Raw genomic sequence first — 25,176 nt, forward strand, 5'->3', positions numbered from 1 at the left:
AAAATTGGTTTTTACATAAGGAGTAACAAGTTGCAATTTTTATATCCAAACGTACTATTTTTCATGTTAATACCAACAATATTATTGGCTTTTTTTATCACAACTAACAAAAAATCAATACAAAAAGTCTTTACACAAGAGGCATTAAATAAACTTACAGTTAACAATAAATTTATGAATCAAAACACAAGAAATATTCTATTTTTTATTGCAGTAATACTGATGCTTATTGCATTGGGAAGACCTGTAATAGAACCAAAAGAACAAGAAATAAAACAAGAATTAATCTCATATACAATTGCTTTAGATACATCAAAATCAATGCTAGCAGATGATATTAAGCCAAATAGATTAACTTTTGCAAAAAATAAACTTTTGAAGTTATTGGATTTATCTAAAGATAAAATTGCATCAGTTATTCTTTTTTCAAATTCATCTTATATTTTATCTCCATTGACAAAAGATATAACTTCACTTAAACAAATAGTTTCAAGAATAGATGAAAAATATACTTTTGATAGTGGTTCAAGTTTGCAAGTGGCTATAAAAAGTGCATCAAAGCTTCTAAAAAATATGCAAACAAAAAATCTTATAATTTTAACTGATGGAACAGATAAAAATAGTTTTGAAAAAGAGATAAAACTTGCAAAGGATTATAATATAAATATTTATATTATAACAACAGCAAGCAAAGAAAGAACGCCAATACGATTAGAAAATGGAAAACTTTTAAATGATGAGAATGGAAATATTGTAACTGTAGCATTAAATGAAAATATTAAAAATCTTAGTTTAAATACAAATGGAGCATATATAAACTATACAATTGATGATTATGATGTAAAAAACATCATGAAAATAGTTGAAAACAACTCAAAAAAACAAAATACTGCATCAGAAAAATTCAAAGTTTATACTGAACTATTTTATTATCCTTTAGCCCTAGCACTGTTAATTTTGCTAATAGCATTCTCTTCTTTGCCAAAAAGTAGATTCTTACCTTTTATTTTAATTTTATTTATACAATATGATTTAAAAGCTTCTATTACTGACTTTAAAACAATTGACAAAGCACAAGAAGCTTATGAAAAAAAAGATTATGAAAAAGCAGCTAAAGAGTTTAAAAAAGTTGCAAAAACTCCCCAAGCTTACTACAATCTTGCAAACTCACTTTATAAACAAAAAAAGTTTAAACAAGCATTAGAAAACTATAAAAAGGTTATAAGTTCAGATGAAAGCTTAGAGTTTAAAAAACTTTATAATATGGGAAATAGTTATGCCAAGCTAAATCAGCTAGAAGAAGCAATAAGAAGTTATGAAAAGGCATTAAAATTCAAAGAAGATAAGCAAACTAGACAAAATCTAGATATTGTAAAAGATGCTTTGAAAAAACAAAAAAAACAAGACCCTAAAAAGAGTAATAAAAAAAATAATAAGCAAAAGAATAAAAACAATAAAAATAAAAACAGTAAAAATAATGAAGATAATAAGCAAGAAAACAAAAAACAGAATAAGCAAGAAAATGATAAACAAAATTCTAATCAAAATCAAAATACTAAAAATAAAAAAGACGAAAAGAATAATTCTTTAAAAAATTCCAAAAATAAAGAAACTGAAAAAAACAAAGAAGTTAAAGAAAACAAAGAAGTTAAAAATGAGCAAAAACATGAAAACAACAACATAAACAGTAAAGAAAAAAAATCTCAAATATCAAAAATAAGTGAAAAAGAGATTTCAAATAGAGAAGAAAAAAAATGGCTAAGGCAATTAGAAAAAAAAGAGATTGAAGTATTTCTAAAAAAAGATGAAGAATCAAATGAAAAGACTAAATGGTAGAATAAATCTAGCCTTTTAGTCTTTGTATTACAACTTGTGGAATTTTGTTTTGTTTATTTGCTTCTTTCATAAGTTCAACATACTTTTTATAGGCTTTTTTTGCATTAGATCTATCATAACTATCCCAGTATGCATCACCTAAATTATAATATGCCACTACTCTTTTAGGATATATTTCTAAAACCTTATTTAATAAATATATTGCTTCATCACTTTTTCTTTTTTCTTGTAAATAGTAAGCAATATTATTATATAAAGTAACCGTTTTACTATTAATTGGTATATTATTTGTCAATTTAAAAAAATAAATTAAATCATAATCTTTTAAAGCTTTTCTTGATTTTGCTTGTATATCTTTTTCTAGATATTTCAAAACTTTTCTTTCATTTGTATTTATACTTTTAAAGCTATCATTCACACTTACTCTTTGCATAACTTTTTGAAAATATCTTAAGTTACCACACTCTTGAATTAAATCTTTATAATAATTAGTATTAGAGTACTCTTTTTCAAGCTTTTTAAAAAACTCTCCATAACCTTGGACTATATATTTTTTATAGTCATTTACACTAAAATAATACAACCTATCAAATGAGTAAGAATCATAATTTTTGTAATAACTCTCTTTTTTAGAATTTTTTAAATCATATAAAGCTAACTCATTTTTTGCAAGTGAGTATAAAATCTTTGCTTTTAACTCACTATCCTTTGAAGTTTGCAATGCTTTTTTATAATGATTTATTGATGTTTGTATTCTTTCTTTTTCTAATTTTAAACTTTTAAAACTATAGCTACTTTTATAAATTGTTGTTAATTTCGCTGAGTTTCCAAAATAACTTAGATTATAAATAGCAGTTGCGTACTTATAGTTTGTCAAAGCATCATTTGGATTACTTTTAAGTATTTTTTCAAGGCTAAGTAAGTGTTCTAAAATCTCTTTAATAGTTTCTTGGTACTTTTCACCTTTTCTATTATTCCCTTTTATTGAGTTTTCAAAAATACTAAAAGTTACTTTATCATTTAAAATTTCACTATTTGTATCTAATGCTTCTTTAAATTTAAAGTTGTTTATCAATCCATAAACTTTTGCATTTTCAAGTGTTTTTTGAATATTTTTATTTTTAAGTTTTGAAACAATATAGTTTTCAAAACTATTATTTGTTTTATTATTAATTAATTCATCAATTCTATTTACTCTATTTAAATCTAAACTTCTTTCATCAAAATAATCCATTTGTGACATAAGATAAGATTTTAACTTTAAATTACTATTTTTATATAGTGTTTTTAACTTATAAAAAGTATATTTCTCAACAGATTTAAAAGTACAACTATTGTCTAATAAAAGATTTAATTTTTCATATATTTTTTTCTCAACATCACTATTTACTTTTTTAATATCATTTAAAAAAAGTATATAATCTAGATTTTGGACTTCATGAGAAGAACTATATTTTTCTTTTAAAATACTCAAATACTGTTTTGCTTGTTTTATATTATTTTGATAATATGAGAAAAAACCAAGTGTTAAATTTACTAAATACATATCATCTTTTTTTACAGTTTTTAAATAGTCTATAAAGTTCGTATAATCAATCTTTTCATTTTTCCCATAAAGATCATTTTCAATATCAAAAAAAGTTTGTGATTTTAATAATGCTTTATATAAAAGCAACTCATAATATTTGCTATTTATATCAAGTTTTGCAATATTCTTAAGTTCATGGATAATATTTGCATTTTTACTTAAACCTCTTATTGCATATAGTTTTGCTATTTCATCTTTATTTTTACTAAGATTAACTAACTTATCCCACTGTTTTTGAGTTTTAATATGCTTAAAATTATAAAAGGCTAAATGCCAGTTGATTCTATCTTTTGAGAATAATTTTGAAAACTCATAAGTTCCTTTTACAATTTCACCTTTTTTAATAAGTGCTCCTGCATAAATTCCAAGAATCCAATCATCAACAATAGTTTTATTTTTATCTTTTAAAAGATAGCTATATGTATTATAAATATCCAAAGGTTTTAAGTTTTTATAATGCGCCAACCTCAAAGCCAGAAAAAAATATCTTTTCTTTAAATAATTAGATTGTACTTTTTCTAAACTTTCCAAAGCTTCTTCTATTAAAAACTCTGGTTTTATAGCATTTTCTTTCTCTTTTTTTGAATAGTAGTTATAAAATGATGATGATACATGAATCTCTTGCTTTTTTACAAAAGCCAAATATCTTAATATATCTTCATTTTTTATCAAATCAACTTGCTTATTCTTATAAATAATTTTTTCAATTTGTTCTTTTGAGAGTTTATTATGTAATTGCTCTTGCCATAAGTTTAAATTTGCTTCTTTTGCTCTTTTTCTATAATCATATATTATTGTATTATAAGTTGAAGCGAACTCCAAGTTTTCTTCATATTTTGCAAAAGGATAATCTCTTTTTTCTAAAAATAAAAACCTTCCATCATCATACCAAAATCCACCACACGAAAATAAAAATACTTTGAAAAGTATTATCATAAAAAACGTTCGAATAATCATCTATATACCTTTTAGTAACTTTTGTAAATCATACTTATTTTTATATTTTATTGTATAAAAAACTACCTCATCAAATCTATTATTACTAATTTTAAAAAAATCTTCTAATGCAATTTTTAAATCCTGTTTTTTTGAATCTTCAAACCTAAAAATATCACCTTCATAAACATATCTGCCTTTAAAATAGTGACTTTGTAAAACTTTAAAATACCCATTTTTAAGCTTTTCAAATTTTTCATCAAAATCAGTTTGAACTGTACCCTCAAAAATATCAAGTGGCTTTTTATATCTAAATTGTACTGCTTGAGAATACAAAGGAAGTGCAAGTTTTAGTTTTAAAGGATATTTATCAAAATTATATTGATATTTTTTTGCAATAGTATTATCTAAAATTGAGTTTTTTGTATTGTAATCTCCAATATAAGACATATTATAATACATCAATAACCCATAATCCACACTAGGCACTCCAGTTTTTTTATAATACTTAATTTGATGTAACCTTATAGTTGCACTAAGTTTTTTATTAAGATTTGTTTTTAAAAGCTTTAAAAATTTAAAATAGTTAGCCTTTGAATTTAGTGACCAATCACAATCTATTTGCAATTCATCATAAGTAAATGTATAACTATCTAAAGCTTTTAAAACCTTTAGAACTAATTTATTTGCTTTTACAGTTTTCATTGTTTTATTAGTTATATAAATTACGGGAATAAAGTTTTTTGGAGGTTTTACATTAAATCTTGTTTTTATAATTTCTAACTTATTAGAATAATCAATATCTAGAACTTTTATATAAAGCTTTTCTTTATTTTCTTTTATATTATAACTATTTTCCCAGTGATAAAAACTATATATTAAACTATTTTTATTTTGTTTAGATATATATAAGATTGCTAATAATAGTAGCAAAATAGTAAATAGAAGTATTAAGTATTTTTTTTTCAATATATTTCCAAAGAAAAAAGCAAAAGCTTTTTTCTTAATAGTTTTGAGATTTTCTCATTTGCATTAGCTCTTTTTGAACAGAGATATTTATTTTCTCATTTGGTTGAAAATCTAATGCATAGTTTCTTCCATCATAATCAATAGAATTTAAAATAATTTTCACAGCTTCCAATCTTGCTTTGTGTTTATCATCACTTCTTACAATATGCCAAGGTGCACTTCTTGAATTTGTTCTTCTTAACATCTCATATTTTTTGTCAGAAAATTCAGTCCATAAATCTTGTGCTTGCATATCAACTTCTGAAAATTTCCATTGTCTTAAAGGATCATTTATTCTTCTATCAAATCTTCTTTTTTGCTCATCTTTTGACACAGAAAAATAAAGTTTAATTAAAACCATACCTTGTCTTACTAAATCTTGTTCAAAATTAACAACATCTTCCATAAAAATCTCATACTCTTCTTCAGTACAAAATCCAAAGATTGGCTCAACCATAGCTCTATTGTACCAACTTCTATCAAATAAAACTATTTCTCCACCTGTTGGAAAATGTTCAATATATCTTTGCAAAAACCATTGGTTTTTTTGTGTTTCAGTTGGTTTACCAAGAGCTACAACTCTATAATGTTTGTTATTCATATATCTTGTAATTCGTCTAATAGCACCACCTTTTCCAGATGCATCTCTACCCTCAAATAAAATAATCATTCTTTTATTTTCATTTTCAAGATAATTTTGAAGCTTAATAAGCTCTATTTGATACTGTTTTAACTCTTCTGCATCATATAGTTTTTGAACACCATCTTTTATAACTTCTGAATCTAAAGTTTCAAAGTCACCTAATAATGATTTTAAAAATTTATTTTCTTCTTGTAATTTTTCTAATTTTTCATTATCACAAATATTATCATTATTTGGTTTTACTTCAATTTTTTCTTTTTTCTCTTGTATAACTATTGAATCTTTAAACTTTTGCATCAAGTTTAAAGCGCTTTTTTTTGTAAGATTATCTTTTTTTGTATATCCTAAAACCTTAACATATCTTTTTCTTTCATGTTGGAATCTTGCAATATACTTTTTTCCAAAAGTCGGATGGGCAACTTTTGATACATACAATCCACTATAGTTTGTTTTCTCAAAATCACTTAAGTTCATCTTTATTCAGCCTTTGCAAATTTATTTTCTTTTTCCATTAATTCTATTTCTCTAGTTCCATCAATTACTATAGTTGGATCTACTTTTATTTTTTTTGAATCAATCTTCTTAGGATATTTTACTTGCGTTAAAATATGTTTAATACAATTGATTCTCGCTTTTTTCTTATTATCACTTCTTATTATTGTCCATGGTGACATATCCGTATTTGAAGCCATAAGCATTGAAAATTTAGCAACAGTGTATTTATCCCATAAGTTTTGTGACTCTTTATCTACAGGAGATAATTTATACTGTTTTAAAAGATCAAATTCTCTTTTTTTAAATCTTCTTGCTTGTTCTTTTTTTGAAACTGAAAAATAAAATTTCAAAAGAGTAATCCCAGATTTTACAAGCATTTGTTCAAACTCTGGAACTTCTTTTAAAAACTCATGATGTTCTGCTGTAGTACAAAATCCCATTACAGGTTCAACTCCTGCTCTGTTATACCAACTTCTATCAAATAAAACTATTTCTCCAGCACTTGGAAGATGCTTTGTATATCTTTGAAAATACCATTGAGTAGTTTCAATATCACTTGGTTTTTCTAAAGCAATAACTCTTGCACCTCTTGGGTTTAAATGTTCAGTGATTCTTTTAATAGTACCACCTTTTCCAGCTGCATCTCTTCCTTCAAAAACCATAAGAACTTTTAGACCTTTTTCTTTTACATAGTTTTGAAATTTCAAAAGTTCAATCTGTAAGGTTGTTAACTCTTTTTCATACTCTAAAGTCTCTTTTTTAACCCAAATTTGAACTTTTTTCCCTTTCTTTTTCATATCTTTTCTTTCTCTTGAAAAGTTATTTGGTTTATGCTTCTCATCTTTATTTGTATCTATTTCTTCTTGGTCTTTGAACTCTTCATTTATAATACTTCTATCTCTTCCCATACAATATATCCTCTAGTTATAATCTTGCCTCATAATTATTATATCCAAAATTTTTTACAATTTGGTAACAACTATTGTCTTTTTTTATAACAATTGATGGTAACTTAATTCCATTGAATGTCGTTGTTTTAACCATAGTATAATGTATCATATCTTCTAAAACTATTTTATCCCCCATTTTTAGAGGCTTATCAAAAGAGTAATCTCCTATAATATCACCAGCTAAACAAGTATTCCCACCTAATCTATATCTATATTTTTTTTCATTTGCTAAACCACTATTTCTTATATCAGGTCTATATGGCATAGCTAAAGTATCTGGCATATGTGCTTCAGCAGAGGTATCCAAAATAGCAATTTTCATTCCATTTTCTACGATATCTAAAACAGTTGCCACTAGGTACCCTGTTTGCCAACCTACTGCTTCTCCTGGCTCTAAATAAACTTTCAAATGAGGGTATCTTTGCTTAAAATCTTTAAGTAAATCAATAAGTCCTTTAACATCATAATCTTCTCTTGTAATATGATGTCCTCCACCAAAATTCACCCACTTCATAGAAGATAAATACTTGCCAAATTTTTCTTCAAAATTCTTCAAAGCTCCTTGTAAAGCATCTACATTTTGTTCACACAAAGCATGAAAGTGTAATCCATCTACACCATCTAATTTATCTTCTAAAAAGTTCTTCTTTGTAATTCCTAATCTTGAATAAGCACCACAAGGATTATATAAATCAACTTCAACAGATGAATATTCTGGATTTACCCTAAGACCAATAGAAGCTTTACCCAAAGCTTTTTCTTTAAACTGTTTTAATTGGTTAAAAGAGTTAAATACTATATGATTTGATAAAGATACAATCTGCTCAATTTCTTCTTCTTTATAAGCAGGAGAATATGTATGCACTTCTTTTTTAAACTCTTTTGATGCCAATATAGCTTCATGAAGTCCTGATGCACAACAACCTTGCAAATACTTTCCACATAGTTCAAAAGTAGATTGTAAAGCAAATCCTTTTAAAGCCAAAAGAATAGTAACATCAGCTTCTTTTTGTACATGAGAAAGAAGCTTTAAGTTTTTTTCTAATAAAGCTTCTTCACAAACAAAACTTGGACTTGGTAATTCATTTATGTTATTAACTGTTTTCATCATTTTCAATTGCTTCAAAGTCCTCTTTTGTTACTCCACAGTCAGGACATTGCCAATCATCTGGAATATCTTCAAAAGATGTTCCAGGCTCAATCCCACCATCTGGATCCCCAAGTTCTGGATCATAAACATAATCACAAACTGTACAGATATATTTTTGCATAATAGACTCCTTTATGTTTTGTTTATTATGACTTAATTAAGACTTATAAATACTTAAATAAAAACTAATCTACAGGTAATTCTAATATTTTCCAAGGAAGACCTTGAGTCATCAATTCATCCATAAAAGGTTTTGCTTCAAACTCTTCAATATTAAATACGCCTTTTGATTTCCATATACCTTTGTATAACATTTTTGTTCCAATCATAGCAGGTACTCCAGTAGTATAACTTACAGCTTGTGCTCCTGTTTCTTTATAACACTCTTGATGGTCGCATATATTATAAATATAAACTCTCTTTTTTACTCCATCTTTAAGACCTTCAATAATACATCCAATATTTGTTTTACCAACTGTTCTAGGACCTAAACTTGCAGGGTCTGGTAATAGTGTAGTTAAAAATTCAATTGGAGTAATCTCTACACCTTTATGCATAACTGGTTCAATTCCTAACATACCTACATTTTTTAAACAATTCATATGAGCTATATATGAATCTCCAAATGTCATAAAAAATCTAATTCTTTTTAAACCTTTAATATTTTTAGATAAAGACTCTAACTCTTCATGATATAAAAGATATGAGGGCTTAATTCCAACTTCTGGATAATCATGGTCAACTCTTATTTCTAAAGGTTTTGTTTCAATCCATTTACCATCTTCCCAATATCTTCCATTTGCAGATACTTCTCTTAGATTTATCTCAGGATTAAAATTTGTAGCAAAAGCATATCCATGATCACCTGCATTACAATCCATAATATCTATATAATGAATCTCATCAAAAAGATTTTGTTGAGCATATGCACAAAATACACCTGTAACACCTGGATCAAAACCACTTCCTAATAAAGCCATAACATCAGCTTTTTTAAACTGTTCATCTCTTCCCCATTGCTCTTTATACTCAAATTTGGCCTCATCTGGATGTTCATAATTCGCAGTATCAACATAATCAACACCTGCTTTTGTACAAGCATCCATAATAGTTAAGTCTTGATAAGGTAAGGCTACATTTAATACAATCTTAGGATTTACTTTTTCAATAAGTTTTATTAGCTCAGGAACATTATCAGCATCAATAGATGCAGTATCAATATCAACTCCAACTCTTTGTTTAATATCTTTAGCGATATCTTCACATTTTGAAACTGTTCTTGAAGCTAAAGTTATCTTTTCAAATGTATCAATATTCATAGCACACTTTACCGTGGCAACTCTACTTACTCCACCAGCACCAATGATTAAAATACCTTTTTTATCCATTTAAAATCTCCAATTAAAATATCCGCAATTATAGACTTTTTTTAGTAAATTATAATTGAAAGTAGCAGAATCAACTAATGATAAATAAAGATTTTCATATTTATATTAAGTTTAAGCTTATTACGATAAAATTCACTACTTAAATATGGGGATGATATGGCTTCGATTAGAGCATTGAGGCTTGATTGCATGTCGGCCTGAGCATGCCGTTACGCGGCTCATTTTTTTTAGACGCAAACAATACAAATTACGCTCCAGCTTACGCAAAAGCTGCGTAAGTTTAACAACTTATAGACTCCCTTCGGGTTGAGTCTTTGGAGACTCGCACTACTGATTCTATCTAAGTAGGTTATCGCGGGTTCACCCTAGATAGATTACTTTTAAAGGATTGATTTGACTTTAAAAGGACACTTTAAAATCTTAGCTTTTTAGTTGCCTTGCAGGTTGAGCTGCTAGAAAGTGAAATTTTTCAACCTCACTAAGCATGTAGACGTCAAGAGTAAATGTTTTAAGACTCCGGTTCGATCCCGGACATCTCCACCAATATTAATAGTTATGCTTTCTAAAGTTTATTACGGTAATTGCAAAAGTTCAAAAATAAATACCGTATAAATGTCAAAAATTATAAAATCCCTAACAAATAAAGATATTAAAACTGCTAAACCTAAAGAAAAGTTATGAACTTTGGAGTTTACCCATATATTGGAAATGAATTTTGAAAAAAAGTTATAGATATATCAGGTAAAAAAATGAAAACTAAAAAAGATTTTATTTTGTCTTTATCAAAACTAGCAATTGAAATATTAAAAAAGAAACTTGGATATCAAAATAAACATAACTCATGAATTTAAAATTATATTCTCAACAATAACACATGAGAAAAAAGAATTAATGCAATGGTAGGCTGATTGCCTGGATAAAATTAAACTAGTTAAATTTTAGAAATAATTACTATTTTATTTTATTTAAAAAAGAAGTTAAAAAATTTATATTATATTTTAATAAAAATATTTAGAATAGAGCTTTTTTATGGTAAATTAACCCTAGTAAAAGGTTTAAAATACTAATTAAAAATAACATGAATAATATACGATTTTTTATATGAAAAAGTTACGAATGTACACAACTTCAACTATACCACAATCAGAACATTTTCCTTTAAAACAAGAGATACTTAATAAAGCAGAACAAATTATAATTGAAAGTGCTAAGTTAACAGGAAATTTAAATATTCATATAATTAATGCAATAAAAGAAAACTTACGGACTATAAACTCTTACTACTCAAATAAAATTGAATCAGAAGGAACTCACCCAATTGATATTGAACGTGCAATGAAAAATCAATTTTTACAAGATGATAAAAAAAAAGTATACAACAATTATCATTGGTACATATTGAGGTACAAAAATATTTAGAAACAACAATAGTGATTGGTGGGTGTGGTTTGTATCAATTTATAATAATTTAATTTTTGTTTTTTAAAATCATCAATATTTCCTTACTCTTCATCTGCCCCAATATTAATAATTATGCTTTTTAAAATTATTCAAGCTTCAACAACCTTATTAAATAATTTCAAAATTTACTTTTTAATCATCTAAAATAACTATATAGTGTTATTTTAAAAATTATTAAATTTTTTTTTGATTAAAATAATTTTTTTATAATTGTTTTGCTATTATTTAGTTTAATTAAAAATAAGGCTACAATTTAAATGAATTATTTTAAAATAGTTAAAAATTCTATTTTCTCATTTCTTTTTGTAAGTGGTATCGTATTTTTATTAGACAATAAATTAAATTTATTAGAGATAATTCACTCTGCGACACTAAGAAACATTTATAATTCAATTGATAAAGAGACTAAAAATAAAGTTTATAACAATAATTCTGATTCTCTTGCATTATTAATTACAAATGAGTTTTATGAAAAAGAGTTTAATTCAACTTCCCCTTTAAATAAAGAAAAACTATACAATTTAATAAAAAATATTACAAAACAAAAACCTAAAACAATTATTATTGACTTTAGTATTTCTCCAAATAGTTTACAACAAACAAAAAATGAAATTAAATTATATGAATATTTAAAAGAAATTTCAAAAGATATTAATATAGTTTTACCTTTTGCATTTTTTTCAAACTTAAATCTAAAAAATCAAGAAAAATGGATTAAAGATATTTGTAAAAGCAATATCAAACTAGCAATTCCTTTTATTACTTCTGAAATAGGACTTGTTTTAAAATACAATAATTTTCAAAACCATATTTCACGTGTTGCATATACACAAAATAGTAGTATATGTAAATCTTTAAAAACAAAATCAATTAGTGAAGTTTTAACTAATAATAAAAAGCTTTTTACAAATCAAAAAGAGATACCTGTAAACTATTCTAAAATAACACATAGCACTATTTACTTAAATAGTATGTCTGAAATAAAAAGATATGACTTATCTAATAAAACAGTATTCTTAGGTGGAGGATATGGGTTTACAGATATATATAAAACACCATATAGTGAAAGATTTGGTGTAGAGATTTTAAATGCCATTTATTACTCAATAACTCATCCTATTGAATATGCAAACCTTTTAAATACAAGTATAATTGATATACTAAATGGTTTATTATTTGGTTTTTTTATATCTTTTATTTTAAGAAAAAAATCTATTGCAAAAACTCAAAATATGAATACTATTTATAACCTATCATTAATTATCATACTCTTTTTATTTATAATTATCTCTTTATCTATTTCAAGTATTTTTTTCCATAAATTTTTTGTATGGATTAATCCTGTACCAATTATTCTTGGTATGTTTATAGATTTAGTAATAAATTCTGAGAAAAAAGATTTTAATGATAGTTTTAAAACAGCTTGGTTTGCTTATTTTCTTAGAAGTTGTTTTATTATTTTAGGATTATATTCATTTTTTTAAATGAAATTTTATAAAAGGATTTAAATGAAATATATATTAGCATTGTTACTTATTAGTTTGAATATAAATGCAACAGTAATGCTTTTGGGTAATTCAAATAACAAAGTTATTTGTGATGGTGAAGAGATATCAGCATTTGAAATAAAAGAGTGTAAAAAGATAAAAGCTTTAACAAAAATAAATATTTGCTATTTTATTGACACAAACTTAGACTGCAAAAAACTTTTTAAAAATGATATCTTTGATACAAAAAAGATAAAAGATGAACCAATAGAGTTTTCACGTCTTTTATCTTTTAACACATCAAAACAGGTAAGTTTTGGAATTAAAAGATTTTCAAATTCAAAAGAAACAAACAATACTATTCCAAAAGGTTTTATTCTTAAACCACATCAAAACATAAAAATAGATTTTAATGACAATATAAACTCTACAATTAAAATACTAGAAAATGGAAAAAGAATATATTCTAAAAAATTAAAATCAAAATCTCTAATATTAAAACATTCACTTTTTAAATATAACAATAAATATACAATATTGATAAATAATGAATCATTTGACTTTAGTACATTAAGTAAAAAAGAGCAAAATATAATATTTCAAGAGATTAAAAAACTAACATCAAAAATGAATAACTCAAATTCAAAACTTTATATAAAAAGTATAATATATGACCAATATGGTTTACTTTACGATAGAAATAATTTATTAAAAGGAATACAAAATGATTAAAAAACTTGGCTTTACTATTTTATTAGCAAATTCATTATTTGCTTTTGATTTTGCAGATATTACATCTGCTGTGACAGACGTAGCACAAAAAAGCATTAAAGCATTGGCAGAACCTGGGCAAACAACTAATGTAGATAAACAATGTAAAATAATGTTTGAATCGTATGAAGTAAATTATAAATCAGCTATATCTATAGCTACTTCACATACAATTTCAAATAGTAGTACAATTTCTTCTTATTTAAGTAAAGACTCTGATTTTTCAAAAGATGAACTTCAACAAAATATAAAAGAACTTACAAAAGATCTAGCAAAAAATTCATTTTGGATTCCAATAGAAGTTGAAAAGTTCTATGGTCAATTGGCTTTTAATGAAAGAAGAAAAAGTGCAGAAATTATTGAAGAAACAAATAGAAATATTAGATACAAAAGATTATTTAAAAAAGTAAATTCTTTTTTAAATCAATATAAAAAAAGCAATAAAGACATGAATTTTCCTTTTGATTTAAAAGTAGCAATTACAACTGAAAAAAATGTTGCTGAAGCCTTGCCTTTTGGTCATCTAATTATTAGTCAAAATTTAATTGAAAGCAATAATTATAAAACAATTTTAGCTCATGAGTTATCACATATATCTAAAAGACATGCAGCAAAAGAGTTACAATATAAATTAATTAAATCATATTCATCAATTGAAGATATAGTAAAGTTTATAAAAAATATAAATGACGAAGATTATGTACAAAATGCAGATTTATCAAATGCCATGCTTTTAGTAAGAGGCTTCTTTAATTACTATTCAAATGAACAAGAACTTGAAGCAGATGCATGCGGATTAAAAACAATGGTAAAAATAAATAAAAATAACAAAAGAAAATATGCAAATGAATTAATTCAAAATATCAATAAACTATCTGTAAAAACTACAAAAATTGATGATATTTTAGGAGATTCACATCCTTCTAAAGAAATAAGAGTAAAAAATATCAAAGAACTAGAAAGAACTTTATAATATTTCATTCCATTGTCAATCTTGATATTATTTTATCAGATTGACATGGAATTTTTAGCATTTACTTTATCTTCTAAACATAGATCTTACTTTATCCATGCCACTATAAAAACTTGCCATCATTATCACAAGTAAATACTCACCAAACTGTGTTGGATATATTATGCCCTCTTCTATTCTTATTACATCTAATTTTTTTACTAAATATAACTCTTTTCTAAGTAGTTTTTCCAAATCTACATTATAAAGTTTATTAAACTCTTTTATATTTAATTTTCCACCAAAAAGTGTGCTTAGCATTGCATACTCAATTTTATTTATATTTTCAAATTCACTTTTTGCCATAAGAGCATCTTTTCTTGTAATAATATTTTCTTCATACTCTTTTAAATCAAAGGCATTTATAAAAAGTTTTCCATCAAGATAACTAAATGCTCCACTTCCCACACCAATATATTCATCATGTGTTGATACATATTCATCACTTAAATCTACTAGATTTTTAGAAAATGACCACATATTATTTTTAGTATAATCTTTTAGTTCTTCTTTTATTATATTGTAAAATTTTTGTTCATTTGTATTTATTTTTTTACTTTTTAAAAAACCTGAATTTAAATCTGAACTCATTAAAGGATATGTTGTTATTTGCTCTATACCTAAATCTTTTGCACTTTGTAAATCATCTCTTAAAATATCTTGGGTTTGACTTGGAATATTAAATATCAAATCAATATTTGTTATAGGTAAAATCCCAGCAATTTTAGATATTTTCTCTTTAATTTCAGAACTACTTCCAAATCTTTTATATCTACTTAATTGTTTTAATATCTCATCATCAAAACTTTGAACTCCAATAGATAATCTTTTTATTAGACCTTTTAATTTATATACTGTGTTTACATCTATATGATTTGGATCAGTCTCACATGATATATCCTCTACATCAAATAATTTTTTTACAAGTTTTATAGTTATTCTTAATTGTTTTTCATTTATAAGAGGTGTTCCTCCACCTACATACACTGAATCAACTTTTACATTTTTTCTTTTTAAAACTTTTAGCTCTTCTCTTAAAATTTTAAAGTATCTATTAGAGTCTTCAAAGTTATGTTTAAACTTATGAAAAGTACAAAAAGGACATAAATTATCACAAAAGGGTACGTGAATATATAGTAAATATTTTTTTTGGCTGTCAATACTTGAATATTTTGATTCATTTTTTAAAGTTGATGTTATATTAATGCAAGATGCAAAAGTATTTTTCACTACTGCTTTAGCAGTGAAGATAGAAAAAATCTCTTTTATATTATTTACCATGACTTACTCCTTAGTTGTACTTTTCATGTAAGACAATTTTATAGTAGTATGGTAAATTTAATGTAAATTATTTATATTTTTTAAGGTTTATTTGAACTCTTGCATTTTTTCATAGATATTTAATCTATCTAGCTGTTTATTCAGTTCTAACTCTTTATACCAAATATTATATTTTTCAATTATTTCAGCAGTGTCTTTTGAGTCATTTTGTAAAGCAATATGAAACTTATTCAACATATCAAGCAATGGCTTTGAATATTTTAATGTTTTTTTATATTTCATTTGTTGCAACTCTTTTTTAACTTGTTCTATGTTTTCAATTACTTCATGTTTTGTAACAAACATATATTCTCCTATTACAAAATGTTAAACTAATAATATAATAACATTTTATATAAAAGAATAGTTTAAAAAATGATTTTATTTATATTTTATATAGTAATTTTGAGTAAAAGAGCTTAAAAGCTCTCCCACTCATCATCTTTGTCATTGCTATTTGAAGTAAAAGTTTGAGCTTGTTTAGGTTTTTTTTCATAAGAGTATGATTTTTTATTTTCTATTGGTTTATCTTCATACTCCTCTTTTTTATCATATTTAGCTTTTGGCTCTTCTTCATGTGGAACATCTATCTTTTTTACTTTTGCTTGTTCTTTTCCTAAAAACTCTTTTGCTCCAGCATCACTTACTATCTCTTTTGCTATTGTATCTGTTTGTATTGCAATATCATGTGTTTGTGTTGCTATTGATGCATTCTTTTGTGTTTGTTGATCTAATTGTGTTACAGCATCATTGATTTGTGTAATCCCTGATTCTTGCTCTTTACTTGCTGCTGCTATCTCACTTATCATTTGTGTTGAATTCTCAATATTCTCTAGTAAGACATCATAGCCTTTTATCATCTCACTACTGATACCTTTCCCTTCATTTGCTTTACTTGTTGCATTCTCTACTATCTCTTTTATTGATTTAGCTGCCTCTGCACTTCTATTTGCTAAGTTTCTCACTTCTGCTGCTACTACTGCAAAGCCTTTCCCTGCTTCTCCTGCTGTTGCTGCTTCTACTGCTGCATTAAGTGAAAGTATATTTGTTTGGAATGCTATTTGATCTATTACTGTGATTGCTTCATTTATTGAACTTACTTGTTCATTTATCTCTTCCATTGATTTTGTTGTTTTATTTGCTAAACTTTGCCCTGTTTTTGCTGAGTTTCCTAACTCTTGTGCATACTTACTCATTTTTGCTACATTCTCTGAGTTATTTACTATTGTACTTGTTATCTCTTCTAATGCTGCTGCTGTCTCTTCTAGACTTGCTGCTGCTTCATTTGAACTTGTATTTAATACATCTACATTTGTTATTAATTTATCTGATGCTTCATCTAGTGTTAATCCTATGATTAATGAATCTTTTAACAATCCTGATATCTCATCTGTTAAGAAGTTTACATTCTCTATAAACTCTTTCATATCTCCTTCAACACCACTACTATCTACTTTACTTGTAAACTTATAATTACTAAACTCTTTTAACACTGTTGAAATTGAATCAGTATTTCTTTTGATATTTCTAAGCATTGAATTTAAAGCTTCACTTAATTGTAATAGTTGAGGATTATTTGCTTGTGTTGTTAATTGTACATCTAAATATCCAAGTTTTGCTTTTTCTACTATTTTTAAAGCATCTTCAACTGCTTCATTATCTTTCTTAAGACCTTCATTTATCTTAATAATATTTTCATTTACAAGATTTGCCATTTGAGCAAACTCATCACGACCTTTTGCCTCTAAAGGTTTTACATCTTTTGATTCTCTATTTAAAAATGAGAAGAAAGATAATAATCCATCTTTAAAATGGTTTAAAGTATTAACTATCAAAGATGATAAAGCAATAGAAAATAGAATAAAGATAATTGATGATATTATTGCTAAAACCAATAATACAGTTGTCAAAGTATTACTTGCTTCTTCTTTTAATTCAATTGCTTTTTTATTTATTTCATCTAATTTTTTTTCTAAAACAGTAGCAGATTCTCTCATAGCTAAAACTAATCTTGTAGCTTCTTTACTCTCACTAGTTAGACCAGATTTATAAGACTGTATCTTCTCTTTTGAAAAATTATTGAAATCTTCAATATATTTAGAAGATAACTTCAAAATCTCATTTGTTAAATCAATATTATTTTGATCAAGTAATTTTGATCGAAGATCTTTCACGTTTTCATCTAAGTTATTAAAATCATCTCTTACTTTTTGTGCTCTTTGTTCATTTGAAATTCTTAAAAATTGATAAACTGAGATTCGACCCTTTAAAAGATCTTGAATAAATTCTTCCGTACTAATTTGAACTTTTACATCATGATTTACTTTTCCATTAAAATGAGAAAAGATTATTCCAGATATTATTATATTGATAATAAATAAAGTTGGAAAAAACATAAGTTTTTTTCTAGTAGAAATATTATTTAGCATATAGTCCCCTTACATAACATATAAATAATTATACACTAAATTAACTATAATTATCTTTTAATATCACTTTTGCTTAACTAATTATCCAAATAAATTGAAATAATATTATTTTTTGTTATTTTAGTAATATTTTTTAGAGAAAAATAATATTTTTACTTTTCTCTACACTCTTCTTTTATCTCTTTAAAAACATATTCATCTTCTATTAGTTGAACAAAAACATTTCTTGCTTCACAAACATACTCTTTTTTGTCTTTTATCGTAATATAAACAAATCTATAAAAGTATTCATTTGCCTCTAAACCTTTTTTACTTTGCATAATACTTGCACTCAATTTTGAAATCTCATTTCCGTAAATTTCTTTATATTTTGATTTAAAAGCAGCTTTTATACCACCCTCATTCATATTAAAAATATAAATTGAACCTATAAATAAAACACTTATAATTGCAGTACCTAATAAAATTTGACTTGCAGCGTACCTTCTCCTTAGCTTTTGATATACAACAGCACCAAGAATAATTAGTACTAAAACAAAGATTATAATTTGCATTTCTTTCCTTTTTTTTATGATTTTTACATGTTAACTTTTTATTAACCATCTGTTTTTTTTTAGTTAATTACCATAGGTTATAATTTTAACATATATAGATAAAGAGGCGCGAAACTTTATCTATGATACATTCATTGTTCTTCCTAAATAAAAAGCAGATTGAAAAATCTGCTTTTTTTATTTGTAAACTAAACTTTATAATAAACTTTAATTTTGTATAATAACAAATATATCCAAAAAGGACTCACAATCAAAACAAAAATATTCAAAATAATTTTACTTACTATTATAAGTATCAATCTTTTTGCTAATACTACACTTATTAAAGCAGCTACTCAAGTTAATAATACAAATACTCAAAATAGCCTTATAGATAATAATACACAACAATTTGATGAGGAATCATTAAGTTCTTCAAAAGATAAAAGATCAATGCATTATTATGATTTGGGAATTATTATAAAAATTGTTCAAAGCAAGGATTTTAACAAACAACCAGCTAAACAAATTGAAAAAGTTGAAAGTGAAATAAAAAAAATTACAAAAAATATAAATGATGAAATTTTTTATCCTTTCAATGAAAATCAATACCAAAAAGAGATTAGATTTTTAAATAGTAAAATAAATGTAAACTCAAAATATGACAACTCGCTTGCTGTATCAAGAGATATGTTAAAAGTATCTATCTTAGAAAATCAAAAAAACTTTGCAGATACTATAAACTCAATAATTGATGGTAAAAATTCATTTAAAGATAAAAAATACTTTATCTCATTTTTAAATAATCAAATAAGCAGATTAAAAAGAATCGATATTAAGCCTTTTCAAGATACATACAATGAAATATCACTTCAAAATGATCCTGTATCAAATGCTTTTAAAGAATCTTTTCTAAGACTTAAAAATCAAATCAAAGCTCATCTCCTTGTATATAATTATCTTAAAACTAATATGAATGAATATAGACCAAGTAATTTTATACTTGATGATTTAAGTTTAAAATATGTTATCAAAAAAATTGATTCAAATACATATTTAAAAGATTTATCTGAAACATTAGATTACTATTTTCATATTTCAATAGGTAAAATTGTTATTCTTATGGCAATACTATTCATATTTATGCTTATAAATAGAAAATTACTACCAGTTTTAGCAAATCTTTTTAATAAAAAGCTATCAGTAAAAATAAAAAATTTAGATATATCTATTTTAGATATTATTCCTGCGAGTTTTAGATTTACCATGTCTATGATTGTATACTTATTTGCAATTCAGTTTTCACTACTTCTTTTAATAGAAGATGCACAACTTATAAATAAACTAATTCCATGGTTTAACACTACATATTTAGCCCTATTTAGTTTTATGTTTTACAGAATTTTGACAAACTATATAAATGAATCATCTGATAAGATATTTAGTCAATATCCTAATATGCGAAAAGAGATGGTTGATTTTATTTTAAGAATTTTTAAAATTGTTATTCTTATTTTTGTTGCTTTATTTTTACTTGTACAACTAGGTTTTGATATAAAAGCAGTTATAGCTTCACTTGGTATTGGTGGTATTGCTGTTGCACTTGCTGCAAAAGATACTCTTTCAAACTTTTTTGGTTCTTTAAATATTATTACAGATAACTCATTTTCTCAAGGGGATTGGATTCAAGCTGGAAGTGTTGAGGGAACTGTAGTAGATATCAGAATGAGAACGACAAGAATTAGAACATTTGCAAATGCTATGATTACTATACCAAATGCAGAACTAGCAAACTTAGCTATTTTAAACTGGTCTAAAAGAGTAATTGGAAGAAGAATTAATATGACTTTAAATATAACTTATGATAGTAAAATGAGTGATATTGAAAACCTAGTATATGATATAAGGGAAATGTTACAAGAACACCCACAAATTGCCACATCAAGACTAAATATCGATAAAAAACCATATTTATTGAAAAAAGAAGATCTAATGGGAATAAAAAACAATCTTTTAGTTTATATTGATGAATATGATAGTAGCTCAATAAATATAATGGTATATTGTTTTAGTAGAAGTCCAAACTGGGAAGATTGGCTAGATACAAAACAAGATGTAATTATAAAAATTTCACAACTTCTTGAACAAAATCATTGTAAATTTGCGTTCCCTACACAAACGATTTATTTAGAAAAAGAAGAGAAATAATTCTCTTCTTTTATACACTAATTTTAAACTATAAATTTATTAATTTTTATTCTATAAATGTTTTCATTTTATCTTTATTAATAATATACAAATTATTATTTTCATCTATATCAATTAAATTATTTTCTTTTAATTTTTTTATAGCCCTTGATAAACTTTCTGGTGAAATATTTAAAGTTTGTGCAACTTTCCAATGTTTTTTTTTATTTAATATATCAATATCATCTAAAATCAAATATATTACTTGTTGTAAATTTGAAAGTTTTTTAGTAGGCCTAAAACTATTAAAATTCATATGATAAAATAATTTTCCTGCAATTGAATTCATTAAAATACTTTGAGATAAAACAAATTCATCTTTATTATTAAAAAGTGTTTGAAATCTATTAAAGTCAATTATTATTATTCTTGATTCTTCCTCACACTTTCCTGTAGCAGGATAAGGTATTTTATGAATATTTGCAAGTTCTGCAACTAAAGACAAAGGTTTAAAATACCTTAAAAGTTGTACTGAACCATTTTCATATGTTTTATAAACTGATACTTCACCCTCAACTAAAAGATATAAATTTCTTGCATTGTCTCCTTCATAAAATAAAATTTTATCTTTTGGAAAAATAACTAATTTTGAAATATTCTTAAGTTTCTCAATCATATCATCTGAAAAATCAATAAAAAAGTTTTTTAAATATCTTTTCATATAAACTCCAATATTATGAAAATTATTTTAATTCTAAATAATTAATAAAATTTTTTGTCATTCTTTCAATACTAAATATTTTTTTTCCACCTTGTTTTTTCAAAAAAGTTTCTGCATCTTCTTTTTTTTCAAAAGGAATAATATCATCTCCTCCAATTGACATAATTCTACTTCCAAAAACATATGATGCCTTTTTAGCTTCTATAATTTTTCCAGTATTATAATCAGTCATATATATTTTATGAATATTATTTTTCTTATTTTGCATTGCATACGTAAAAGTATATTTTGCAGAACTTACTGCAACAATAACAGAATTCTTAAATTGTACATATCCTAACCATTTTTTATATTTAGAAATAGGAACTTTTTTAATTGGACAATTTTCTTGTTTTAAAATTAAATCTTCATACTTTTTCCCAACTAATGACTCTATATTTTGTCCAAATAAAGAGTTTATAAAAATAAACATAACTAAATAAAACTTCATACTAAATCCTTTCTTTTAAAAACTTTATATCCTAAGAAACTAAATAATGCACCTAATAAAATCGGATATAAAACACAATATATTAATAAAAACTTTGCTCCAAATTCATCAATAATAAAGTAACTTGCTGGTCCAATAACAGATAATTGTGGATCAAATAATGCAATTGCACCTATTCTAAATACTTGCAAAGGATTGATTAAAGCAATGCTATAAATTAATTCAGCACTTGCAGTAGTTTTTACTAAAATAGAAATCAATAAAATATCTATTAATGACAAAAGAAGTATCCAAACAAAAAAAGCAAGAGCAAGAGCTATTTCTTGAGTTTTAACTAAAGATGAAATAAAAAAGCTAAGTCCCAAAAAACTAATATTTATAGAAAACAATAGAAATATATAATATATAAATATTTTCCATGGAATTTCTACACCTTTAAAAGTACTCCAAATTAAAGCTAAGAATAATGCCGCGAAAATAGGAATTGTGATTGTAAATAATTTACCAAAAAATTTACCAAAAAAATATGTTTTTAAAGATATTGGAAAAGAAAGTAGATATTCTAAAATATTACTATCTCTATCAGCAGCAATTGTTCTTACAGTATTCACTAAAATAAATATAGGTACTATTACTATACAAATCTCAATAAATATCAAAAGAAGTCTACTTAAACCACTAAAGCCTTGAACTTTTGATTCAGTTACTCCACTTATAAAAAAAAGAGCTACTATTCCACCAAAAATAATTGTATATAATAAAAACCATTTAGATCTAAATGATTCTTTAATATCCATTTTAAAAACTAAATATAAATTATTCATCTCTTGTTTCCAATACTTTTTTAATTACGTAATTTAAATCATTATTCTCTTTATTTAAAATTTTAGTTTTATTGGCACTAAATCCAAAAGCCATGGGAGTAATGGCTCCATATGTCCAATAAGCATTTCTTGCATCTATCCATTTTCCAGTTTTTGCATCAGTTACATATATATATGCATCATTTTTCCAGTCAATATTTTGTTCTTCAAACCAAAGTATTGTGCATCCAATATCATCAAAATAAAATCTATCACCATTTTTTGGATTAATTATTTGAACAGCATATTTTCTATCGCTTATTATCATTTTACATCTTTCACATACCTCTCTGTCCCATTTAACTTCTTTTGGTGTTGTATCTATTTTAAATTCACATCCAATAACAAATAAAACTAATACTGTGAAAAATATATAATTAATTTTTTTCATCATAAACTACCTTTCCTAAGTCCATTTCAATTTTTCTGTTGACTATATGAGAAACTTCATCGATTCTATGACTTATAAATATCATTAATTTATTTTCATTATATTTTTTTATAAGTTCGTAAAAACGATTTCTTCCTTTAGGGTCTAAATTTGCAGTTGGCTCATCAAAAATAAAAATTTTAGGATTTTTAGCAATTGCTATTGCAATTAATAACTTCTGTTTCATTCCTCCTGAAAGCTTAAAAAAAACTTTATTTAAATGTGAATCTAAATCTAATTCTAATTCTTTACAAAGTTCTAAAACTAATTTTTTTTCAACATTGCTTGATTTATTTGCATAATAAATCAATTCTTCAACTGTTAATTTAATAGGAGGTGGTAGTTGAGGAACAAAACCTATCAAAGAAAGAGTATTTATTCTATCATTAAAAGGATCTTTTCCTTCTATTCTTATGTTTCCAGTTGTTGGTAAATATTGTCCTAAAATTGTTCTAATTAAAGTTGTCTTGCCAGCACCATTTTGTCCCATTATTATTATTTTTTCACCTAATTCTAATTCCAAAGATATATTATTTAAAGATTTCTGTTCTAAAAATTTCTTTGTTAGATTTTCTATTTTTATCATATCAACTTCTTTAATTTAGTATCATAATTTAAAGCATCCATATGGCAAACTTCTACACATCTACCACATAAAGTGCAATCACCACTTAGTATTGTCATCTCTTTTTTACTATCTTTATTTGCATTCTTTTTAGTTACTTCTAATACATGAGGAACTAAACAAACATTGCTACAAACTTGACAATGATCACAACTATCATCCCAAACAATTTTTGTTGCACTCGGCCAGCCAATAAACCCATATGTTGTTCCAACTGGACAAATATACCTACACCACATTCTTTGAGAGAAAAATACTTCTATTAAAAAAACTATTAGTAGAAAGGTCAAAGCTAAACTCCATCCATAAATAATAGCTCTACTTAGTATTCCTACTATATTAAAAACTTCAAAGACTAAATAACCACTAAAAAATGCAAAAGATAAAAATATAGCCCAAAATATATATTTAATCTTATGGTTAAAATTATAAGACTTTATTATTCTTTTTTTTAAAAGAAAAACATGTATTTTTTCACCTATCTCTCCTAAAATAGTATATGGACAAACCCATGAACAATAAGCTCTTCCGCCAATAAGTAAATATACAATTATAATTGTTATTGTTCCGATGATTAAATTTGTAGGAATTTTATGATGTGCTAAAAAAACTTCTAAAGTAATAAAAGGATCGATTAAATGAAATCCTAAAAATCTTGAGCCACTAAGAGTACCTTCTAAAAATTGCAAATCAATTTTATAAGATAAAAAGAAAAGTAAATGTATAAAAATTACACTTAACCATCTGTAAAATCTTATGCCTAATACTTTTTTACCTTTTTTATTTGTAGTAATAAAAGTATCAAAAAAAGATATTTTATCTATAGTGGCTCTTGTATTATATTTATCCATTA

Annotated in this window: 23 protein-coding genes and 1 other RNA gene; 7 read left to right on the forward strand and 17 right to left on the reverse strand. The window is 24.9% G+C overall.

Translation table 11 applies throughout. From position 1 onward, the window contains the following. The first annotated feature begins 30 nt into the window (after positions 1–30). Positions 31–1,836 carry a vWA domain-containing protein gene (locus AMRN_RS10700; RefSeq protein WP_099310366.1) on the forward strand — a complete coding sequence of 602 codons (1,806 nt, stop codon included), beginning with the start codon at positions 31–33 and terminating at the stop codon, positions 1,834–1,836. Positions 1,837–1,843: 7 nt separating this feature from the next. Here the strand turns inward: AMRN_RS10700 and AMRN_RS10705 are convergent, their stop codons facing one another. From AMRN_RS10705 to AMRN_RS10735, 7 genes are all read right to left on the reverse strand, one after another. After that, the gene (locus tag AMRN_RS10705) at positions 1,844–4,381 is read right to left on the reverse strand and encodes a tetratricopeptide repeat protein (RefSeq protein WP_118897442.1); all 2,538 of its coding nucleotides are present in this window, start codon (positions 4,379–4,381) and stop codon (positions 1,844–1,846) included. Next, the gene (locus tag AMRN_RS10710) at positions 4,382–5,329 is read right to left on the reverse strand and encodes a hypothetical protein (protein ID WP_099312323.1); all 948 of its coding nucleotides are present in this window, start codon (positions 5,327–5,329) and stop codon (positions 4,382–4,384) included. It abuts the gene before it with no gap. A 34-nt stretch (positions 5,330–5,363) separates the two neighbouring features. Next, the gene (gene ppk2, locus AMRN_RS10715; RefSeq protein ID WP_099312324.1) at positions 5,364–6,485 is read right to left on the reverse strand and encodes a polyphosphate kinase 2; all 1,122 of its coding nucleotides are present in this window, start codon (positions 6,483–6,485) and stop codon (positions 5,364–5,366) included. A gap of 2 nt (positions 6,486–6,487) precedes the next feature. Then, a complete protein-coding gene (gene ppk2, locus AMRN_RS10720) occupies positions 6,488–7,414 on the reverse strand; it encodes a polyphosphate kinase 2 (RefSeq protein ID WP_099312326.1) in 927 nt (308 codons plus the stop codon). Between the two features lie 16 nt (positions 7,415–7,430). Continuing rightward, positions 7,431–8,567, reverse strand: a complete 1,137-nt coding sequence (nspC, locus tag AMRN_RS10725) for a carboxynorspermidine decarboxylase (RefSeq protein WP_099312328.1) — start codon at positions 8,565–8,567, stop codon at positions 7,431–7,433. Further along, on the reverse strand, positions 8,551–8,727 hold the full coding sequence (gene rd / locus AMRN_RS10730; RefSeq protein ID WP_099312330.1) for a rubredoxin: 177 nt from the start codon (positions 8,725–8,727) through the stop codon (positions 8,551–8,553). Before rd ends, nspC begins: the two co-directional genes overlap by 17 nt. A 64-nt stretch (positions 8,728–8,791) precedes the next feature. Then, complete coding sequence (locus tag AMRN_RS10735) at positions 8,792–9,994, reverse strand: saccharopine dehydrogenase family protein (protein ID WP_099312331.1); 1,203 nt, start codon at positions 9,992–9,994, stop codon at positions 8,792–8,794. 147 nt (positions 9,995–10,141) lie between these two features. On the opposite strand from AMRN_RS10735, the gene ssrA reads away from it, so the two are divergent. The 5 genes from ssrA to AMRN_RS10760 all read left to right on the forward strand — a co-directional run bounded on the left by ssrA (position 10,142) and on the right by AMRN_RS10760 (position 14,686). After that, positions 10,142–10,537, forward strand: a transfer-messenger RNA (tmRNA) gene (gene ssrA, locus AMRN_RS10740). A 573-nt stretch (positions 10,538–11,110) separates the two neighbouring features. Then, complete coding sequence (locus AMRN_RS10745) at positions 11,111–11,413, forward strand: hypothetical protein (RefSeq protein ID WP_099312333.1); 303 nt, start codon at positions 11,111–11,113, stop codon at positions 11,411–11,413. Between the two features lie 299 nt (positions 11,414–11,712). Then, on the forward strand, positions 11,713–12,939 hold the full coding sequence (locus AMRN_RS10750) for a CHASE2 domain-containing protein (protein ID WP_099312335.1): 1,227 nt from the start codon (positions 11,713–11,715) through the stop codon (positions 12,937–12,939). 24 nt (positions 12,940–12,963) lie between these two features. Further along, positions 12,964–13,674: a hypothetical protein gene (locus tag AMRN_RS10755; protein WP_099312337.1), complete on the forward strand. Its 711-nt coding sequence runs from the start codon at positions 12,964–12,966 to the stop codon at positions 13,672–13,674. After that, the gene (locus tag AMRN_RS10760; RefSeq protein ID WP_099312339.1) at positions 13,667–14,686 is read left to right on the forward strand and encodes a M48 family metalloprotease; all 1,020 of its coding nucleotides are present in this window, start codon (positions 13,667–13,669) and stop codon (positions 14,684–14,686) included. Before AMRN_RS10755 ends, AMRN_RS10760 begins: the two co-directional genes overlap by 8 nt. Before the next feature lie 66 nt (positions 14,687–14,752). On the opposite strand, the gene AMRN_RS10765 is transcribed toward AMRN_RS10760, so the two are convergent. From AMRN_RS10765 to AMRN_RS10780, 4 genes are all read right to left on the reverse strand, one after another. Further along, positions 14,753–16,006 (reverse strand): coproporphyrinogen III oxidase family protein, encoded by a 1,254-nt coding sequence (locus tag AMRN_RS10765; RefSeq protein WP_099312341.1) that lies wholly within the window; start codon positions 16,004–16,006, stop codon positions 14,753–14,755. A gap of 87 nt (positions 16,007–16,093) precedes the next feature. Continuing rightward, positions 16,094–16,351 carry a hypothetical protein gene (locus AMRN_RS10770; RefSeq protein ID WP_099312343.1) on the reverse strand — a complete coding sequence of 86 codons (258 nt, stop codon included), beginning with the start codon at positions 16,349–16,351 and terminating at the stop codon, positions 16,094–16,096. 113 nt (positions 16,352–16,464) lie between these two features. Next, a complete protein-coding gene (locus AMRN_RS10775; RefSeq protein WP_118897444.1) occupies positions 16,465–18,474 on the reverse strand; it encodes a methyl-accepting chemotaxis protein in 2,010 nt (669 codons plus the stop codon). A 152-nt stretch (positions 18,475–18,626) separates the two neighbouring features. After that, positions 18,627–19,028 (reverse strand): hypothetical protein, encoded by a 402-nt coding sequence (locus AMRN_RS10780; RefSeq protein WP_099311044.1) that lies wholly within the window; start codon positions 19,026–19,028, stop codon positions 18,627–18,629. A 213-nt stretch (positions 19,029–19,241) separates the two neighbouring features. On the opposite strand from AMRN_RS10780, the gene AMRN_RS10785 reads away from it, so the two are divergent. Then, positions 19,242–21,215, forward strand: coding sequence for a mechanosensitive ion channel family protein (locus AMRN_RS10785; RefSeq protein WP_099311043.1), 1,974 nt, complete (start codon positions 19,242–19,244; stop codon positions 21,213–21,215). Between the two features lie 46 nt (positions 21,216–21,261). Here the strand turns inward: AMRN_RS10785 and AMRN_RS10790 are convergent, their stop codons facing one another. From AMRN_RS10790 to AMRN_RS10815, 6 genes are read right to left on the reverse strand one after another with little or no spacing between them, the layout of a single operon-like run. Then, on the reverse strand, positions 21,262–21,915 hold the full coding sequence (locus AMRN_RS10790) for a Crp/Fnr family transcriptional regulator (protein WP_099311042.1): 654 nt from the start codon (positions 21,913–21,915) through the stop codon (positions 21,262–21,264). 22 nt (positions 21,916–21,937) lie between these two features. After that, positions 21,938–22,405: a nitrous oxide reductase accessory protein NosL gene (locus tag AMRN_RS10795; RefSeq protein WP_099311041.1), complete on the reverse strand. Its 468-nt coding sequence runs from the start codon at positions 22,403–22,405 to the stop codon at positions 21,938–21,940. Further along, positions 22,402–23,229, reverse strand: a complete 828-nt coding sequence (locus tag AMRN_RS10800; protein WP_099311040.1) for an ABC transporter permease — start codon at positions 23,227–23,229, stop codon at positions 22,402–22,404. Before AMRN_RS10800 ends, AMRN_RS10795 begins: the two co-directional genes overlap by 4 nt. Then, on the reverse strand, positions 23,222–23,662 hold the full coding sequence (locus AMRN_RS10805; protein ID WP_099311039.1) for a nitrous oxide reductase accessory protein NosL: 441 nt from the start codon (positions 23,660–23,662) through the stop codon (positions 23,222–23,224). Before AMRN_RS10805 ends, AMRN_RS10800 begins: the two co-directional genes overlap by 8 nt. After that, entirely contained in the window at positions 23,646–24,284 is a 639-nt protein-coding gene (locus AMRN_RS10810) for an ABC transporter ATP-binding protein (RefSeq protein WP_099311038.1), read from the reverse strand. Before AMRN_RS10810 ends, AMRN_RS10805 begins: the two co-directional genes overlap by 17 nt. After that, entirely contained in the window at positions 24,281–25,174 is an 894-nt protein-coding gene (locus tag AMRN_RS10815; protein WP_099311037.1) for a NapH/MauN family ferredoxin-type protein, read from the reverse strand. The genes AMRN_RS10810 and AMRN_RS10815 overlap by 4 nt, the downstream gene beginning before the upstream one ends. Positions 25,175–25,176: the final 2 nt, after the last annotated feature.

Origin of the sequence: Malaciobacter marinus, assembly GCF_003544855.1 — a bacterium.
In the GTDB taxonomy this organism is placed as follows: Bacteria; Campylobacterota; Campylobacteria; order Campylobacterales; family Arcobacteraceae; genus Malaciobacter; species Malaciobacter marinus.